Source organism: uncultured Kushneria sp. (genome assembly GCF_947497025.1).
Classification (GTDB): Bacteria; Pseudomonadota; Gammaproteobacteria; order Pseudomonadales; family Halomonadaceae; genus Kushneria.
On sequence record NZ_CANMFC010000007.1, the window covers coordinates 83,560 to 101,928 of the forward strand.

General features: G+C 61.9%; 17 protein-coding genes. 11 read left to right on the plus strand and 6 right to left on the minus strand.

Translation table 11 applies throughout. The annotated features are described in order from the left end of the window. From Q0931_RS13600 to Q0931_RS13640, 9 genes are all read left to right on the plus strand, one after another. Positions 1-1,047, plus strand: a complete 1,047-nt coding sequence (locus tag Q0931_RS13600; RefSeq protein WP_299261185.1) for an arginine N-succinyltransferase — start codon at positions 1-3, stop codon at positions 1,045-1,047. Then, complete coding sequence (astA, locus tag Q0931_RS13605; protein WP_299261187.1) at positions 1,041-2,102, plus strand: arginine N-succinyltransferase; 1,062 nt, start codon at positions 1,041-1,043, stop codon at positions 2,100-2,102. Before Q0931_RS13600 ends, astA begins: the two co-directional genes overlap by 7 nt. A gap of 7 nt (positions 2,103-2,109) precedes the next feature. After that, the gene (astD, locus tag Q0931_RS13610; protein ID WP_299261189.1) at positions 2,110-3,651 is read left to right on the plus strand and encodes a succinylglutamate-semialdehyde dehydrogenase; all 1,542 of its coding nucleotides are present in this window, start codon (positions 2,110-2,112) and stop codon (positions 3,649-3,651) included. Continuing rightward, positions 3,648-5,012: an N-succinylarginine dihydrolase gene (gene astB / locus Q0931_RS13615; RefSeq protein ID WP_299261191.1), complete on the plus strand. Its 1,365-nt coding sequence runs from the start codon at positions 3,648-3,650 to the stop codon at positions 5,010-5,012. The genes astD and astB overlap by 4 nt, the downstream gene beginning before the upstream one ends. 112 nt (positions 5,013-5,124) lie before the next feature. Beyond that, a complete protein-coding gene (locus tag Q0931_RS13620) occupies positions 5,125-6,183 on the plus strand; it encodes an NAD(P)-dependent alcohol dehydrogenase (RefSeq protein ID WP_299261193.1) in 1,059 nt (352 codons plus the stop codon). Positions 6,184-6,280: 97 nt separating this feature from the next. Continuing rightward, complete coding sequence (locus Q0931_RS13625; protein ID WP_299261195.1) at positions 6,281-7,225, plus strand: carbohydrate kinase; 945 nt, start codon at positions 6,281-6,283, stop codon at positions 7,223-7,225. Positions 7,226-7,267: 42 nt separating this feature from the next. Continuing rightward, a complete protein-coding gene (locus Q0931_RS13630) occupies positions 7,268-7,654 on the plus strand; it encodes a DUF305 domain-containing protein (RefSeq protein WP_299261197.1) in 387 nt (128 codons plus the stop codon). Between the two features lie 151 nt (positions 7,655-7,805). Continuing rightward, complete coding sequence (gene eat / locus Q0931_RS13635) at positions 7,806-9,242, plus strand: ethanolamine permease (RefSeq protein WP_299261199.1); 1,437 nt, start codon at positions 7,806-7,808, stop codon at positions 9,240-9,242. Between the two features lie 74 nt (positions 9,243-9,316). Beyond that, positions 9,317-10,033 carry a GMP synthase gene (locus Q0931_RS13640; protein ID WP_299261201.1) on the plus strand — a complete coding sequence of 239 codons (717 nt, stop codon included), beginning with the start codon at positions 9,317-9,319 and terminating at the stop codon, positions 10,031-10,033. A 65-nt stretch (positions 10,034-10,098) separates the two neighbouring features. Here the strand turns inward: Q0931_RS13640 and Q0931_RS13645 are convergent, their stop codons facing one another. Then, complete coding sequence (locus Q0931_RS13645) at positions 10,099-11,133, minus strand: FAD:protein FMN transferase (RefSeq protein ID WP_299261203.1); 1,035 nt, start codon at positions 11,131-11,133, stop codon at positions 10,099-10,101. Positions 11,134-11,269: 136 nt separating this feature from the next. Here Q0931_RS13645 and Q0931_RS13650 point away from each other — a divergent pair, with 136 nt between their 5' ends. After that, positions 11,270-12,229 carry an alpha/beta hydrolase gene (locus Q0931_RS13650; protein ID WP_299261205.1) on the plus strand — a complete coding sequence of 320 codons (960 nt, stop codon included), beginning with the start codon at positions 11,270-11,272 and terminating at the stop codon, positions 12,227-12,229. A gap of 195 nt (positions 12,230-12,424) precedes the next feature. Continuing rightward, a complete protein-coding gene (locus Q0931_RS13655; protein ID WP_299261207.1) occupies positions 12,425-13,891 on the plus strand; it encodes a carbon starvation CstA family protein in 1,467 nt (488 codons plus the stop codon). Between the two features lie 84 nt (positions 13,892-13,975). Here the strand turns inward: Q0931_RS13655 and Q0931_RS13660 are convergent, their stop codons facing one another. From Q0931_RS13660 to Q0931_RS13680, 5 genes are all read right to left on the minus strand, one after another. Beyond that, complete coding sequence (locus tag Q0931_RS13660; protein WP_299261209.1) at positions 13,976-14,767, minus strand: transporter substrate-binding domain-containing protein; 792 nt, start codon at positions 14,765-14,767, stop codon at positions 13,976-13,978. Between the two features lie 129 nt (positions 14,768-14,896). Further along, positions 14,897-15,622, minus strand: coding sequence for an ABC transporter permease (locus Q0931_RS13665; protein ID WP_299261211.1), 726 nt, complete (start codon positions 15,620-15,622; stop codon positions 14,897-14,899). Beyond that, the gene (locus Q0931_RS13670) at positions 15,622-16,326 is read right to left on the minus strand and encodes an ABC transporter permease subunit (RefSeq protein ID WP_299261213.1); all 705 of its coding nucleotides are present in this window, start codon (positions 16,324-16,326) and stop codon (positions 15,622-15,624) included. The genes Q0931_RS13665 and Q0931_RS13670 overlap by 1 nt, the downstream gene beginning before the upstream one ends. 16 nt (positions 16,327-16,342) lie before the next feature. Next, positions 16,343-17,116 carry an ATP-binding cassette domain-containing protein gene (locus tag Q0931_RS13675; RefSeq protein WP_299261215.1) on the minus strand — a complete coding sequence of 258 codons (774 nt, stop codon included), beginning with the start codon at positions 17,114-17,116 and terminating at the stop codon, positions 16,343-16,345. 126 nt (positions 17,117-17,242) lie between these two features. After that, positions 17,243-18,256: a succinylglutamate desuccinylase gene (locus Q0931_RS13680; RefSeq protein WP_299261217.1), complete on the minus strand. Its 1,014-nt coding sequence runs from the start codon at positions 18,254-18,256 to the stop codon at positions 17,243-17,245. Positions 18,257-18,369: the final 113 nt, after the last annotated feature.

Consider the following 18,369-nt stretch of genomic DNA (forward strand, 5'->3'; position numbering starts at 1 on the left):
ATGTCACTGATTGCACGCAGTGCCACGCCTGACGATGTCGATGCCATCATGGCCATGGCCACGATGGCGCGTCCCGCCCTGACCAACCTGCCGGCCGATCGTGACCGGTTGCTGCAACGCCTGGCTTCGAGCCAGGCGGCGTTGTCGACAAGCGTTGACCGTCCGGGGAATGAACAGTATGTGCTGGTGGCGGAGACCGAAGCGGGCGAGGTGATCGCCACGGCCACGGTCAAGGCGCTGGCCGGGGGCCGGGAGGCCTATTACACCTATCGTCAGGAAACGCTGATTCACGCCTCGCAGCAGCTCGATGTCCGCCGCGAGGTGAACATTTTATCCATCTCGCATGAGATGTCGCACGCCTCGCTGCTGTGCGCACTGGCGACCACCGATCATGGCCGGGCCGACAGCGCCCGATGTCTGCTTCGCGCCGCGCGACTCGCGCTGATTGTCCGGTTTCCGGAACGCTTTGCCGCGACGCTGTTCGTGGCGCTGTCCGGCTATCGTGAGGGCGGGCGAACGCCGTTCTGGGATGGCGTGGGGCGCCATTTCTTCTCGCGTGACTTCGATGACATTCACCGGGCAGCCAGCCTGGGGTCGAGAAGCTTTATCGGTGAAGTCATGCCGCCGTTTCCGTTGTATCTGCTACTTTTGGACGACCATGCGCGCGAGGCCATCGGGCGGGCCGGCGACAATCATCTCGACGCCCTGACGGCCTGGCAGCAGGAAGGGTTTCGCCTGTCGCGCCACGTCGATATGCTCGATGGCGGGCCGCTGCTGGAGGCGTCGCGCGATCATCTGCCCCATGGTCAGTGGCTGACCGTGCAGGTCGGTGATGTCTCTTTCGAGGCCGCCTGTGCCAGGCCCGTGCTGATCGCCAGTCAACGGTTGGGAGGCTTCAGAACCAGCGTGGTGACGGCGAGTCTCAACGAGCGCGGTCAATGCGTGATGGCGTCCGACAGTGCCCGGCGTCTTATGGTAGAGATCGACGAGCCGGTGCTGGTGATTCCCTTCGATGGATCCTGCGATTCGGAGGAACAGCCATGCTGATTCGACCCATCGAGGAAAGGGACATTGATGCCCTGCAGGCGATCGCCGTCGAGACCGGCCCAGGATTTACCTCACTGCCGAACAGTCGCGACTTTTTGATCGACAAGATCGCCCACGCTCGCAAGAGCTTTCAGCGCTCGCATGAAACGACAGAAAATGCGCCTGAAGCCGCGCTCTACTTCTTTGTGCTCGAGGATGACAGCCAGCCTCTGGAGAGTGCCGAGCGTCTGGCCGGCTGCTGTGCGATTGAGTCGCGCGTCGGGCTCGAAGCGCCGTTTTATCACTACCGCATCGGCCAGCTGGCGCACTCGTCCAGCCACCTGGAGCTGCATCGAACGCTGGATACGCTCTTTTTGTGCTCCGATCACACCGGCTCCGCCGAGGTGTGCTCGCTCTATCTGCGAAAGCGCTGGCGCGGCGAAGCGCAACGACCGATGCGCAACGGCACGCTGCTGTCCCGGGCGCGATGGCTGTTCATGGCAGGCTTTCGCGAGCGCTTTCCCGATCGGGTGCTGGCCGAGATGCGCGGTCGTTTTGATGACGACGGCAAAAGTCCGTTCTGGGAAGCGCTGGGCCAGAAATTCCTGCCCATCGAGTTTCAGCGCGCCGACCATCTCACCGGCATGGGCGAAAAGGGCTTTATCGGCGAGATGATGCCACGTCACCCGATCTGCACCTCCTTTCTGCCGCCGAGTGCCCGGGCGTGCATCGGTCAGGTGCATACCCAGACCCGCCCGGCACTGGCGATGCTCAACCGCGACGGACTGCGCTTTGAAGGCTACATCGATATCTTTGACGGCGGCCCGACCGTGGAAGCCTACATTGATGATGTGCGCTCGATTCGCGATAGCCAGACCGCTTGTGTCAGCGTTCAGGAGGCGCTCTCAAGTGACGAGCGCCCGGGCTGGCTGGCGGCCACGACCGGGGCGGCGGTAGGTTTTCGGGCCGGCTGGGTTGGCAGGGGACCGCGGGACGGTACGATTGCCCTGACCCCCGAGGAAGCGCAGCGTCTGGGCGTTGAAGACGGAGATACGCTCAGGCTGCTGGCCACCTGAGGGTGCCATGTTCATGGAGGAAGAGATGAGTATCGAGATCACGCAGCAGCTGCTGGCAGGCGGTGAATGGTTTCCAGGGGAGGGGAGCGAGCTTGAAAAGCGCGACCCGGTCAGCGGTGAAGGTCTCTGGCGGGGGCGCGGTGCCAGTGCCGATCAGGTGGCGCGCGCTGTCGCTGCCGCCCGGGAAGCCTTCCCTGGCTGGGCACGCCAGCCGATCGAGACGCGCATCGCGCTGCTGGAAGCCTTCCGCGAGCGTCTGGAACATCACCGCAGCGTGCTGGCCGATACCATCGCCCGGGAAACCGGTAAACCGCGCTGGGAGGCCGGTACCGAAGTCCAGGCCATGATCGGCAAGATCGCCATCTCCATGGCGGCCTGGCATGAACGCACGCCCACGCGTGTGCGGGAAAACGCCGGCGTGCGCGCCGTGGTACGCCATCGCCCGCACGGCGTCATGGCCGTTTTCGGTCCTTACAATTTCCCGGGCCATCTGCCCAACGGCCATATCGTGCCGGCGCTTCTGGCCGGCAATACGGTGGTGTTCAAGCCCAGCGAGCTGACGCCTGCCACAGCCGATCTGGTGCTCTCCTGCTGGCAGGAAGCCGGGTTGCCGGCGGGTGTGATCAATCTGGTGCAGGGCGGCATCGAGACCGGCCAGGCGCTGGCCGGTCACAACGGGATCGACGGGCTGCTCTTTACCGGCAGCGAGGGGACCGGCAGGCGCCTGCACGAAGGCATGGGCGGGCGACTTGATACCATGCTGGCGCTGGAGCTGGGCGGCAACAATCCGCTGCTGGTGCATGACATCCCGGACGATATCGAGGCGACGGTGCTGACCATTATCCAGTCAGCCTATCTGTCGGGTGGCCAGCGCTGTACCTGCGCCCGGCGTCTGCTGGTGCCGGAAGGCGCTTCGGGAGATCGGCTGATCGAGGCCCTGCGTCAAACGCTTTCCACGCTGGTGGTGGGGCCTCAGTTCGACGGTCTTGACGGCCATGGCGAGCAGGAGCCGTTTTACAGCGGGCTGGTGTCTTTAGAGGCGGCGCAGAAAATGCTCGATGCCCAGCAGCAGCTTGAGGCAATGGGCGCAAGGGTGCTGTCGCGCATGGCGTACGTGAAGGAGGACACCAGTCTGCTGTCGCCGGGGTTGATGGAGGTGACCGGCATTGAGGTGCCGGACGAGGAATATTTCGGACCCCTGCTAAAAGTATACCGTTATTCAGATTGGGAAGGTGCAATTACCGAAGCCAATAACACCCGTTTCGGCCTGGCCGCCGGGCTGATTGGCGGCACCTTTGAAGTCTGGGAAGACTTCGTGCTGCGCATCCGTGCCGGAGTGGTCAACTGGAATCGTCAGACTACCGGTGCGGCCAGCGATGCGCCCTTTGGTGGCGTGGGCGCCAGCGGTAATCACCGCCCCAGTGCCTGGTATGCGGCGGATTACTGTGCCTGGCCGGTCGCTTCCATGGAAAGCGATACTCTGGTGCTGCCGGATCAGCTGCCGCCGGGCATTACGCTGGCCGGTTTTGACGGTGAGGAGGCCATATGAGTGATGCCGTCGAGATCAATTTTGATGGTCTGGTGGGCCCCACGCACAACTACGCAGGTCTGGCGCAGGGCAACCTGGCTTCAAGGCGTCACGCCGGGCTGATCTCCAACCCGCGCGAGGCCGCGCTGCAGGGGCTTGAAAAGATGAAGGCCTCACGCGATGCCGGCTTTCCTCAGGCGGTACTGCCGCCGCAGCAGCGCCCCGACATGGGGCTGTTGCATCGCCTTGGCTATCGCGGTGCCCCGGAAGATGTTCTGCCGCGGGTAGGCAGCGAGTCGCCCGAGCTTTTGTACGCCGCCTGCTCGGCGGCGGCCATGTGGACGGCCAACGCCGCCACCATTACGCCTTCGCGCGACACACTGGATTCACGCGTACACGTCACGCCCGCCAACATGCAGTCGGCGCTGCATCGCTCGATCGAGACGGCGCAGACGGCGCGAACCCTAAAGGCGATCTTCGCTGACGATCGATACTTTGCCCACCACCCGGCGCTGCCGGCCACGCCCTGGTTTTCCGATGAGGGCGCGGCCAACCATACCCGGCTGTGCGCGCACCATGGCGGGCCGGGCGTGCATCTGTTCGTGCATGGGGATCCAGCGCCGGACACCCTGGCTGCGCCGACACACCATCGCCCGCGGCAGACCCTCAGGGCATGCCGGGCGCTGGCGCGCCAGCATGGCCTGAGTGATCAGCAGACCGTGTTTGCCCAGCAACACCCGGAGGCCATCGACGCGGGCGTGTTCCACAACGACGTGATCTGTGTCGGCAATGGACCGGTACTGCTCTATCACGAGCGCGCCTTCCTTGAAGAACGGGCGGTGCTGGAAGCGTTGCGGGATCGTCTTGCCGCGCGCAGCGATGGGCAGCCGTTGATTCCCATTCGCGTGCCCGAGGAGGCCGTGACGCTGGAAGCCGCAGTGGCGAGCTATCTTTTCAACTCCCAGCTATTGAGTCGGGACGACGGCAGCATGACGCTGGTGGTGCCGGGGGAGTGCGAATCCGATGAGGCCGTCTGGATGACGATTCAGAACCTGCTGCTGGGTGGCAACAATCCGATCAGCGAGGTCGTGGTGCGCGACGTCAAACAGAGCATGCGCAACGGGGGCGGCCCGGCCTGCCTGCGCCTGCGCGTGGTGCTTGATGAGGCCGAACGCCAGGCGATGAGTGGCCGGGTCATGCTCGATGATGGCCTGTATCAGCATCTCGTCCAGTGGGTCGAGCGTCATTATCGCGATCGTCTGACGCTTGAGGATCTGGCCGACCCGCAGCTGGCCCACGAGTCGCTGGCAGCGCTTCAGGAGCTCACCGACCTGCTGGCGCTGGGATCGATTTATCCCTTTCAGCTGGAAGGCGTCGCGTAGCAAGGCCTTTTTTAACAAGACCATTTTTAACAAGACCATGGTTGTAAAGCGCTGGCGCCCTTTGGCGCTGACACTGCAGGGCAGTCCATCAACGCTGTAGAGAGGTCATGACATGAAGGCGAAAGCACTGGTACTGGAGCGTCAGAACGAGCTGGCCCTGCGTGAGATCGAACTGCCCGGTGAGATCGGGCCGGATGACGTGCGCATCAGTATGCACACCGTGGGCATCTGCGGCAGCGATATTCACTACTACACCCACGGGCGCATCGGTCCCTTTGTGGTTGAAGCGCCAATGGTGCTGGGTCATGAGGGTGCCGGTACCGTCACGGAAGTCGGGGCCAACGTCAAAACGCTCGTCCCGGGTGATCGGGTCTGCATGGAGCCGGGCATTCCCGACCCGACCTCTCGTGCGTCGAAGCTCGGGATGTATAACGTCGATCCTGCCGTGCGCTTCTGGGCCACACCGCCCATCCATGGCTGTCTCACGCCCGAGGTGATTCATCCGGCGGCGTTCACCTTCAAACTGCCGGACAGCGTCTCCTTTGCCGAAGGGGCCATGGTCGAGCCGTTTGCGGTGGGGATGCAGGCGGTGGTCAAGGCAGGGCTCCAGCCGGGCGATACCTGCGTGGTGACCGGCTGCGGCCCGATCGGGCTGATGGTGGCCCTGGCGGCCCTGGCCTCGGGCGCCAGCCGCGTGGTGATCTCCGATGTGGTGGACGACAAGCTCGCCATCGCTGCCGGGTACAAGAGGCTGATTCCCGTCAACGTGGCCCACGAGTCGCTGACCGAGCGCGTCGCCGAGCTAACCGGTGATGGCTGGGGCGCCGATGTGGTGTTCGAAGCCAGCGGCAGCCCGCGCGTGTATGACGATGCACTGGCCTGCGTGCGGCCGGGCGGGGTCATGGTGCTGGTCGGCATGCCGGTCGAGAAGGTCAGCTTCGATGTGGTTCTCGCTCAGACGAAGGAAGTGCGCATCGAGACGGTCTTTCGCTATGCCAACGTTTATGACCGGGCCATCGAACTGATCGCCTCCGGCAAGGTGGATCTCAAACCACTGATTGTCGAAACCTTTGATTTCGAACAGAGCGTGGCGGCCTTTGATCGCGCTACCGAGGCGCGGCCCACGGACGTCAAGCTGCAGATTCGTCTGGCCGGCGATGATCCGCGCTGACCGCATGCCCGGGGAGCGCCATCGGTGCTTACAGGTCCACGACGTTCGGGCACGGGTGCGTTAAGCTTGTCCCTTTATGGACTTCTGGAGTAACCCGATGTTTCTGGTCTGCGGTGAGGCCCTTTTTGACTTCTTTTCCGATGAGGGGCAGATCGCCCCGGACGCTTCATCGCTGTCGTTTACGGCTGTGGCCGGCGGCTCGCCCATGAATGTGGCCATCGGACTTTCACGCCTTGAGCGTCAGTCGGCGTTTTTCACCGGGCTGGCGCAGGACGCGCTGGGCGAGCGCCTGCGAGCGGTGCTGGCCAGTGAGGCGGTTGAGACCGACTTTATGGTCGAGATCCCCGGCAGCGCGACCACGCTGGCCATGGTGACACTGGATGACAGCGGCTCGCCGCGCTACGTCTTTTACAACCAGTGCGGCGCCGATCGCATGCTGGAAACAGCGCATTTGCCCGCAGGCCTTGAGGCGGTGCATGCCATTCATGTCGGCTCCTATGCGCTCGCCGTCTCGCCCACCAGCGAGACGCTGGAGGCACTGGTGGCGCGGGAGCGTGACCGCTGCTTGATCTCGCTGGATCCCAACATTCGTCTCAAGGTCGAGCCCGACGTGGCCCGCTGGCGCGAGCGCATCGATACCTTCGCCGCTCATGCCCATCTGATCAAGATCAGTGATGAAGACCTTGACGCGCTCTACCCGGAACAGGACCCCGAGACGGTGATCCGCGGCTGGCTTAATGACCGTTGCCCGATGGTCATCATGACCCGGGGAGGCGAGGGTGTGACGCTCTACACGACAGGCGGCAGCGAGTCGTTCACGCCCGAGGTGATCAGCGTGGTGGACGCCGTGGGCGCCGGCGACAGCTTCATGGCAGCCCTTCTGGCATGGCTCGACGAGCAGGGTCTGGCCACGCCCGAAGGTCCCGGTCAGCTGACGCAGGATCAGCGCCGCGACATGGTGGAATTTGCCATGCGTGCAGCCGCTCATACCTGCCAACAGCGCGGTCCGGATCTGCCCCGTCGTCACGAGATCGTGACGTAAGCACCATCGCCATGGTTTTCAGGGAGGAGAGGGATGTTCTCAATGTCATATCGCGTCGTTTCATGTATTGCAGGCGTGCTGCTGTCTACAGCGGCACTGGCAGACGCCCCCGCTTCGCACGATGCTCATGCCGCACAGGGTGGCGAGGCCGATCAGGCGGCGCAGGCCTTCAGCGAGGCCAATCAGCGCATGCATCATGGCATGGCCATCAACTCCAGTGGCAACGTCGATATGGACTTCGCCCGCGGCATGCTGGCGCATCATCGTGGCGCGGTCGACATGGCGCGTATCGAGCTCGAACACGGCCATGATGAGCAGATGCGCACGCTGGCCCGTGAGGTGATTGATGCCCAGCAAAAGGAGATTGAGCTGCTGGAGCGCTGGATTGCCAGGCATGATGACTCGCATGACCCTCGGAAGGACAGATAGACCACTCGATACCGCCAGCCTCTCGCCTGATCCGTTCAGGCAGGGCATGATGACCTGACGCTCAGGCACGCTTGAACCGTGACCGGGCACGGGGCCACCCGCGGGTGGCCCCTCACAATGCGACCAATAACAACAATCGCGAGGTGTTGTCATGACACAGGATACGAAGCATGACAGCGGCGTTCATCACGACGCCGTGGCTGAAGACTATCTGCAAAAGCGCCAGCTCAAAAAGGGCGCTGCCGGCTGGGTACTGCTGGCAACGCTGGGCGTGTCCTATGTGATTTCGGGTGATTTTGCCGGCTGGAACCTGGGCATCGGTGTCGGCGGGTTTGGCGGCATGCTGATCGCCACCATTCTGATGGCCATCATGTATACCACCATGGTGCTCTCGCTGGCGGAACTCTCTTCTTCACTGCCCACTGCCGGGGGCGGTTACAGCTTCGCCCGCCGTGCCATGGGGCCGTGGGGCGGCTACATCACCGGTACGGCCATTTTGCTGGAATACGCCATTGCGCCGGCGGCGATTGCCATCTTCATTGGCGGCTACGTCAACTCCCTGATCGGGCTCGACGGGCCACTGGTTTATGCCGTGTTTTATATCGCTTTTGTGGGGCTGCATCTGTGGGGGGCGGGTGAGGCGCTTCGAATCATGATGGGGGTCACGGCGCTGGCGGTGGTGGCCATTATCGTGTTCATCGTTGGCATGCTGCCTCATTTTGACAGCGCCCGACTTTTTGATATCACCCCGACCCAGGCGCTGGGCGCTTCTACCTTTCTGCCCAACGGCTATATGGGGATCTGGGGCGCGATTCCCTTTGCCATGTGGCTGTTTCTGGCCGTTGAGGGTGTCCCGCTGGCAGCCGAGGAGTCACGTCATCCCGGGCGCGATATGCCACGTGGCATTATCGCGGCGATGGCTGTCCTGCTGGTCTTTGCCTTTTGCATGCTGCTGCTGGCGCCGGGCGGTGCCGGAGCGAAGGCCATGAGCACTTCGGCGGCACCGCTGGTGGATGCCCTCAACGCCGTATATGGGCTGGGCAACTGGGCGGCAGGCTTTGTGAATCTGATCGGCCTGTTCGGTCTGATCGCCTCGTTTTTCTCGATCATCTTTGGCTATTCCCGCCAGGTCTTTGCCCTGTCACGGGCCGGTTATATTCCCCGAATACTGTCAATCACCAGCCGTCGCGGGGCACCCGTACTGGCCCTGATCGTGCCCGGGGTCATCGGCTTTTTGCTGTCACTGACCGGGCAGGGGGATCTGATGATCACCATGGCCGTGTTCGGCGCGACCATCTCCTATGGCATGATGACACTGTCGCACTGGCTGCTGCGCGCGCGCGAGCCGGACCTGGCTCGGCCCTATAAAACGCCGGGCGGACGCTGGACCTCCGGGGTGGCGCTGGGACTCTCCATCATCGCCTTTATCTCGACCTTTGTGGTCAGCCTGCAGGCCGCGCTCTGGGCGGGGCTTTTCTACGCCATCATGCTGGCCTGGTTTGGTCTCTACAGTCGCAAGCGACTGGTGGCACAGGCGCCGGAGGAGGAGTTTGACGCCATTGCCAGTGCCGAGGCGACGCTGAAATGACCCTGTTCGATGACCGCATCTGATCACGGAATTCGATAAAAGCGTCTGATGACAGAGAAAGGGTATAACAACGCATGAACGTCGGTCTTTTGCAGTGTGATGATCTGGCCCCCCATGTGGCCCGCGTGCATGGCAACTATCCAGCCCTGTATGCGGGGCTTTTACAGGCGGTGGACCCTGCCATCGAGTTCGTCACCTGGCGGGTTCACAAGGGTGAGCTGCCCACCGATTCTGATGTGGTCGATGCCTGGCTGATTTCCGGCAGCAAGGCCGGCGTTTATGAATCCCACGCGTGGATCGAATCGCTGCTGGTGCTGATTCGCCGTCTACACGCCGAGCATCAAACAGTGGTGGGCATCTGCTTTGGCCATCAGGCGATGGCGCAGGCCCTTGGCGGGCGCGCCGGTAAAAGCGATCGCGGCTGGGGCGTGGGGGTATCGTTCAATACGGTGATACATCACAAACCGTGGATGACGCCCTGGCAGGAAGGGCTGGATCTGATCGTCAGCCATCAGGATCAGGTGCTGGCACTGCCCGAAGGCACCGAGGTGCTGGCCGAAAGCCCGTTTTGTCCCTTTTATCTGCTGCAGTACGGACCCCGCTTGATGAGCGTTCAGGGCCATCCCGAGTTCTCGAAGGCATGCAGCGCAGATCTGATGGCCGACAAGAGCGACACGCTGCCGGATCGGCGCCGCCGCGAGGCCATGGCGTCGCTCAATGCGCCGGTCGATGACCATGTCATGGCACGCTGGATCGTCAACTTCATGCGTGATGGCAGCACTTCCGGGTAGATTCCTTGATGCCGGCAGCCCGCTCACCGGCCGGCTGCCTTTCCCTGTTTCACCAGTCGGTGGCGTTATTCCAGCGTGAACCCCTGGCTCTTTTCCAGCGCCTTCGTGCGGCTGTCGGTAAAGTCGTTCTCTGCGTGGCGTTCGATGAGATAGACCGGCAGGCCTTCGCGATCGGCCACGAGGGTGCCTTCCTCGCGTCCCAGACAGAGCATGGTGGTGGCCCAGGCATCGCTGACGGCGGCCTCGGTGCCAAAGACGGTGGCCGAGACCAGCTCATGCGTGGCGGGATGGCCACTGCGTGGATCGATGATATGGCCATAGGCGTGGCCGCTGTCGTCGAAATAGCGGCGATAGGTGCCGGAGGTGTTGAGTGACATCCCCTCGTGATCATTGACGGTCACGATATGGCCGGCGCGGCGCTCGCCGGGGCTTGGCGTCTCAATGCCGACACGCCAGGGCTCGCCGTCCGGCTTGGCGCCACGAATGCGCATGTCGCCGCCCAGCTCGGCCAGATAATCATGAATGCCGTGGGATTCCAGCATTGCGGCGATCCGGTCCACGCTGTGACCTTCTCCCATGGAGGAGAGGTCGATGGAAAGCTCTGGGATCGTCTTGCGGATTTTTCCGGCGCTGGCGTCGATCTCAAGATGCTCAAGGCCGGTATGCGTCATGGCCTCTCGGATGGCCTCATCCGAGGGCACCTGAAAATTCTCGTCCTGAAACCCCCACAGCCTGAAAAGCGGGGCAACCGTCGGGTCGTAACAGCCCTGCGACTGTTCATTGACGCGGCGGGCAATCTGCAGCAGATGAATGACTTCGGGCGGCGCCGTCTGCCAGTCGGTGCGGCGACTGGCGTTGAAGCGTGAAATCCAGGAGTCGTCGCGATAGGTCGAAATGTCCTGATCGATCTGCGTGAGCACCCGGGTCAGATCCGCCTCGATGTCACCATGCGAAGGGGCATCCTCACTCCACCATTTGATGTGATAGGTGGTGCCCTGTGCCTCGCCCTGAGCCAGTTCGACTTCGGGGACGCGATCACAGCCGATCAGCAGCATGGCAGCGATAATGGGGGAAAGGGGAACAAGTGCGCGTGTGTTCATGAGCAACCGTTAACAAAAGAGAGTCCGTGTCCACGACCATGGCTGTAGTGAACAGCGCATACATTGTGCGTCATCGCGACGCGCAGCTCCATTCAGGTTACGCTGAGGGCTTGGAGCCACGTCAGAGGAGGGGAATATGCCACTGGATTCGCAGTTTGGACGCTGGCTGCAGGAAGCCACTGAAAGGGCGCCGGATGTCAGCGCCATGAGTGTTGCCCAGCGTCGCGCTGTCGCCGATCAGGCCAATCTGAAACTTCAGCGCCCGCCACTGGCGTATCCGGTTGCGGAAATCAGGGATATCTCGATTCCCGGCCCGGCCGGATCCATGACGCTGCGACTTTATTACCCCTTCGTACACGGCTCGAGCGGGCCACGACCGGTCACGGTATTTTTTCATGGCGGCGGATTCGTGACCGGGTCGCTGGCGACCTATGATGTGATCTGCCGCGCACTATGTCGCGCCTCGAAAACCATCGTGGCTTTTGTGGATTATCGTCTGGCGCCGGAGCATCCGTTTCCGGCCGCTCCCGATGATGCGCTGGCCGCCGTGCGCTATATCGGCCGTCACGCTGGTAGTTTTGGCGGCGACGACACGCGTCTGGCACTGGCCGGGGACAGTGCCGGGGGGCTGCTGGCAGCACTGACGGCCCTGCGGGTTCGTGATGAAGGCGGTCCGGTGCTGCGCGGGCAGTGTCTGCTCTATCCCATGCTGGATCTGCAGCGCCAGGGGCTTGATTCCCTGACGCGCCATGCCAGCGGCTATGGCTTCACCCGCGAGGCCCGCGACTGGTATATCCAGCAGTATCTGCCCGATGAGGCGGCGCGCTCGCACCCCTTCAATACACTGCTTGATCATCAGGACCTGGCCGGGCTGCCACCGGCGCTGGTCATGACCGCCGAGTTTGACCCGGTGTGTGATGAAGGCGTGCGTTATGCCGAGCTGCTGGCCGAATACGGGGTGCTGACACGCCACAGCCACTATTACGGCATGATCCATGCCTTTATTCGAAGACTTGGTCAGCACCTGCAGGCCGACCAGGCCATCGATGAATGCGGGGTCTGGCTGCGTCGCATTCTGGTGCCCTCCGTGGGCTGACATCATCTCCCGGGGGGCCGCTACGGGCCCCTCCGGCGCCCGAGACTTTTGTCTATAAAACGAAGGTCCATCTGTTGACTTCTCCGGTGGGTGAATAAGCTCTGCGGGTTTACAAAAACCTCACAGACCACCTTGGCCGCGCTGGTCGGAACCTTCCGAACGATGGCGTGCGCAAGGGTCAAGGAGAATATCGATATGATGACCTTTCTGGCAGGGATCGTGCTGCTGGTAGTGGGGTATTTTACCTACGGCAAATTCGTGGAACGTGTTTTCGAGTCCAATCACCGGCGCCCCACGCCTGCGCATACCATGCGTGATGATGTCGACTATCTCCCCATGGGCACCAAGCGCAACGCGCTGATCCAGCTTCTGAACATTGCCGGAGTCGGACCGATCTTCGGGCCGATTCTTGGTGCCCTGTACGGTCCGGTGGCCTTTATCTGGATCGTGGTGGGCTGCATCTTCGCCGGCGCCGTGCACGACTATCTCACCGGCATGATCTCGATTCGCAATCACGGCGCCCACCTGCCACAACTGGCCGGCAAGTTTCTGGGCCGGGTCATGAAGCATGTAGTGAACTTCTTTGCACTGCTGCTGCTGCTACTGGTCGCGACCGTCTTCGTGACCGCGCCTGCGACCCTGCTGGCCAATATGCTGCCGGTGTCGCTGACCGTGGTTACGCTGGCGATCTTTGCCTATTATCTGCTCGCCACGCTCTTGCCCATCGACAAGATCATCGGGCGTATCTACCCCTGGTTTGGAGCGCTTTTGCTGTTCAGTGCCGCGGGTATCGGCATCATGATGATCATGCGCGGCGCGCCGATTCCGGAGCTGAATTTCTCCAACATGCATCCGGATAACGCCCCCATCTTCCCGCTGCTGTTTCTGACCATCTCCTGTGGTGCGCTGTCGGGTTTTCACGCCACCCAGACGCCGATCATTTCGCGCACCACCGGCAATGAAAACAACGGGCGCAAGATCTTCTACGGGATGATGATCACTGAAGGCGTGATTGCCATGATCTGGGCGGCCGCGGCCATGAGCCTGTTTCACGGTGACAACAGCCTCTCTCAGGTGCTGGCGCAGGGCGGTCCGGCCGCCGTGGTGCAGAGCGTGTCGGTCAATCTGCTGGGCGCGGTGGGCGGCACGCTGGCCGTACTGGGCGTTATCGTGTTGCCGATCACCTCGGGGGATACCGCCTTTCGCAGCGCGCGCATGATCATTGCCGACTATCTCCATATTGGTCAGAAGCCGATGGCCAAGCGCATCATGGTGGCAGCACCGCTGTTTGTGATTTCGTACGGCCTGACCCATATGGACTTCACGCTGCTGTGGCGCTACTTCTCCTGGGCCAATCAGACCACGGCAGTCATCGCACTCTGGGTGGCCACCATGTATCTGATTCTGGCCAAAAAGCCTTACTGGCTGACGCTGCTGCCGGCGCTTTTCATGACCATGGCCACCTTTACCTACATTGCCTGGGCGCCGATCGGTTTCGGGTTGCCCCTGACCATGGCCTATATCCTGGCGGCGCTGGGTACGGCCGTGGCGCTGGCGCTGTTCATCAAGCGGGTACGCCGGCTCTCCGGCGGCATCTTTGCCGTGGATGAACCGGCAAAGCCGGTCTCGCCGGGGGCAGAGCTCACTGGCGTACCGGCCTGACCGCTTCGGTATGACTCTTCATGAAAAGGCCCCGTCATTGACGGGGCCTTTTTCATTCAATGTACAGAGGCTACCAGGCCGCTGTCAGTCCTGGTCGGGCTGCGGGGCGTTAGTGCCATCTTCATTGAAATACTTGTCGTGAATCTCGTCGTAGGTACCGTTGGACTTCAATGTGGCCAAAGCCTTGTTGAACTTTTCGGCCAGAGCCTCGTCACGCTGGCGAAAGGCAATGCCAAAGCCGTCACCAAAGTACTCCTTGGGCTCGGTCATCATCTCGCCCATGGTCTTGTACTTGCCACCCTTGAGCAGGGCTGCCTGACCGGTGGGGTAGTCCAGAAAGGCGATGTCCAGACGACCGGTTTCCATGTCGACGGCGACATCGTCGGCACTGGCGTAGCGCTGGATGTTGGCCACGTCGCCAAACTTGTCGGTCACGTAATTGTCCTGCACGGTGCCGCGCTGTACGCCGATGCTGCGATCCTTGAGATCGCTGGATTCAACGCCTGCCATCTTTGTTGAGGTGGGTGCAAACCAGGCAGAGGGCGGTACCAGGTACGGATCAGAGAAAAGCACCTGCTGACGGCGGTCGTCGTTGATCGTCATCGAGGACATGATGGCGTCGAACTTGCGAGACATCAGGCCCGGAATGATGCCGTCCCAGCCCTGTTCGACCCAGTTACACTCGAGTCTGGCCTGCTCGCACAGAGCGTTGCCCAGCTCGATATCAAAGCCTGCCAGCTCGCCGGAAGGCGTGCGATATTCCATGGGCACATAGGGAATGTCCACACCGATACGGACCGTATCGTTATCACGTGCCTGGGCTGAGCCTGCCGCGATGGCTGCCCCCAGCAGTGAAACCGTCAGTAGTCTTTTCATCATTGTCTCTCTTTTTTTAAAAGGACCGCCCGGCGGACCGGGTCGACGCTGGATTATCACCATGTTCCCCCGTGTGGATGCAAGTGCTGTAACCGCATGTAAGGAAGATCATGGCGATGTCTTTCGGCATCAGCGTGGCTGTAGATGGGCCAGCATGCGCTTTTCCAGCAGCCTGAAAATGCCCTGAATGGAAAAGCTCAGCACCATGTAGCACAGCGCCACAAAGATAAATGCCGAGAAAGGCGCGTAATAGCGCGAATAGATGTTGTAGGCCACACCGGTCAGATCAGCAATGGTCACGACGCTGGCAATGGCGCTGGCGTGCAGCATGAAGATGACCTCATTGCCGTAGGCCGGCAGGGCGCGGCGCAGGGCGCTGGGCAAAATGATGCGCCGATAGGCCAGCATCGGTGACATGCCGTAGGCGCGCGCCGCTTCAAGCTCGCCTCTGGGCATCGCCTTGATCGCCCCGTAGAAGATCTCGGTGGTATAGGCCGCCGTATTGAGCAGAAACGCCAAAAGCGCCGGGTAGAGCGGGTCCTTGATCAATGGCCATATCGGACTGTCCTGCACGCCGGGGATGAAGGCCAGACCGTAATAGGCAATGTAGAGCTGAATCAGAAGCGGGGTGCCGCGAAAGATCCACGTATAGAGCCAGATACTCTTGCGCAGGATCCAGATCGGGCTGGCACGGCCGATGGCCAGCGGCACGGCCAGAAAAAGCCCGATGATCAGCGAGATAAAGACCAGCTGGACGGTGTTGACGAAGCCGCCCCAGTACTGAGCAAGCGTGGCCGGTGTGAAGATGGCGTTATCACTGAGCCAGGGGGCGAGAGACTGCAGAAGCTCCTGCATTATGACGCCTCCTCGAAGCCGGCGTTATAGCGTTTTTTCAACCACTGCATGCCGATTTCCGACAGTGATGTGATGGCCAGATACCCCAGCGCCACCGGAATCATGAACAAAAAGGTCTGGTGGGTCGCCCGTGTGGCCTCGGCGGCGACCCGGACCATGTCGGACAGGCCGATGATCGACACCAGAGCGGTGGTCTTCAACAGCACCATCCAGTTGTTGCCAAGTCCCGGCAGCGCGTGACGCATCATCAGGGGAAAGCGGATGTGGCGAAACAGTAGCCATGGGCTCATGCCGAAGGACTCGGCGGCCTCGATCTGGCCCTGGTCCACGGCCAGAAAGGCGCCGCGAAAGGTTTCGGCCATGTAGGCCCCAAAGATCAGCCCGATGGTGATCACACCGGCCACAAACGGATCGATGTTGATGAAAATGTCCCAGCCCCAGCGATCATAGATCATATCGGTGAGCTGATTGATGCCGATCTGGGCGCCATAAAACAGCAGCAGCATCAGCACCAGGTCCGGCACGCCACGAATGATCACGGTGTAGATGATGGCCGGCAGGCGCAGCACGGCCAGGCGTGACAGGCGGGCGCTGGCGGTCAGAAGCCCCAGCACGACCGCCACCAGCAGTGAGAGTACCGCCAGCTCAAGGGTCAGCAGAGCGCCCTCCAGAAGACGGGGGCCATAGCCCTGAAAATCGATCATGGCAGTCTCCCTGGGATTAACGCCCGCGCGGGGCGAGGAATTGACGCAGGCGTGACGAGCTCGGGTTGTCCAGCACCTCGGAGGGATGTCCCTGCTCCTCGACCATGCCCTGATGCAGATAGACCACCTGGTTGGAGACGTCACGGGCAAAGTCCATCTCGTGAGTGACCACGATCATGGTGCGCCCCTCATCGGCCAGCTCGCGCATGACCTTGAGCACATCGCCCACCAGTTCCGGGTCGAGCGCCGAGGTCGGCTCGTCAAAGAGCATGACCTCAGGCTCCATTGCCAGTGCCCGGGCGATGGCGCCACGCTGCTGCTGGCCGCCGGAGAGCTGGGCCGGGTAGTAGTGGGCCCGGTCGGCCAGTCCGACCCGCTCCAAAAGTGCCATGCCCTGTTCCATCGCACGGGCCTTTGGCACGCCGCGGACATGAACGGGTGCCTCGATCACGTTGGCAATCAACGTCATGTGCGCCCAGAGGTTGAAGCTTTGAAAAACCATCGACAGCCGCGTGCGGATACGCTGGAGCTGGCCCCGGTCGGCTGGTTCGCGCCCGTGCCGGGTCCGGCGAAAACTGATTGGCTCGCCGTGAACGAGAATGTCACCGCTGTCAGGGCGCTCGAGCAGGTTCATGCAGCGCAAAAAGGTACTCTTGCCGGAGCCGGAGGCCCCGATCAGGGTGATGACGTCGCCCTTTCTGGCTTCCAGCGAAATGCCCTTGAGGACTTCGTTGTTGCCAAAGCGCTTATGGATGTCGCTAACGATCAGCGGAATGGAGGCGTCGGCCAAGGCACTCTCCTGAATGTTGTCATTGGTGGTATGAAATCATGCGCCAGGCCGTTTTTTATGTGGCGACCCGAGGTATCTGGCGGCGCATGTTAACAGGCCCGACCAGCGCGCGCCCGTCTGATGGGATCATCCTGTGCCAGGCGCTACCGGTGCCACGGGCCGGGCCAGCAGTAGTGCTCTTGCCCCGCGCTCGACATTGGCATTGGGAAACACGACATGCACCGGTGCCTCCTTTACGACCCATTCGCCGTAGGCACCGTCGCGGACAAGACAGCAGCCAGGAGAGAATTCGGTAAAATTGGCGATGTCATCGGCAAAGCACAGGTGAAAGTCATCGCTTTCGCGCATGATTTCATCGACCACGGTAAAGCGCAAAAGCGGCGTATGGCCTGATGTATTGTCATGGGTGCCGGCGATGCGCGCGCGCAGCAGATCCAGCATCGGCGCCAGTGGCTCGAGATCGTTGCTGCCAAAGGGGGCCACGCGGCCCAGCTCCAGCGTAAAGCCCTGAGCGCCATGATAGTGGCGACTGTAGTGCGAAAATGTCCAGCTGTGCTGATGCTGGGAAAGCCCGGCCTGAATGCCGGCATCGGCCAGTTGCTGCCAGACGGCGTCAGGCGTTGGCGTGTCGCTGAAGGGTTCGACGGCAAAGCGGGGATAGCGGCTGTCGCGGATGGCGGTATGCATGTCCAGGTGCAGCACCGGACCGGAAACCCCGGCCACGAAGCGGTCCACGGCATGCATCAGCTCAAGGGCACGCAGGCACTCGAATCGGTTGTCGTCCTGAAGCAGGGTCTCGCGGCGAAAGAGTCGATTGAGGTTGGTGTCGAGATAGCGCTGCCCTTTGGCAATGGCACGACGGTTGCCCAGAATCAGCAGGGCAGGTGCCCCGACGTGTAGTTGCCCGGCATCGAGTGCCGCCAGAAGCTCGCCGAAAAGCTCGATCGGGGCCGTCTCATCGCCGTGAATGCCGGCCGAAATAATGGTGGCGCCCGGCGGTTCACTGGATGCCTGCGGCCATAGTGCAATGACCCCCGGGGCATACTCGACCACCGATACGCCTGGCAATGCGCCACAATCCGACCACACTGTCAGCTCATCGGCCGCGATGAAATCGGCAAAGTAATCGCTCAGTGACATGCTTGCCCCTCATTGTTATGCAATCGGCAGTCTGTAGTGTACGCCAGGATGGCCATATTAACGCCTGATACCACAGGGCAGGGGTCGTTATGAAGAAGGTCGTTCTGAAAAAG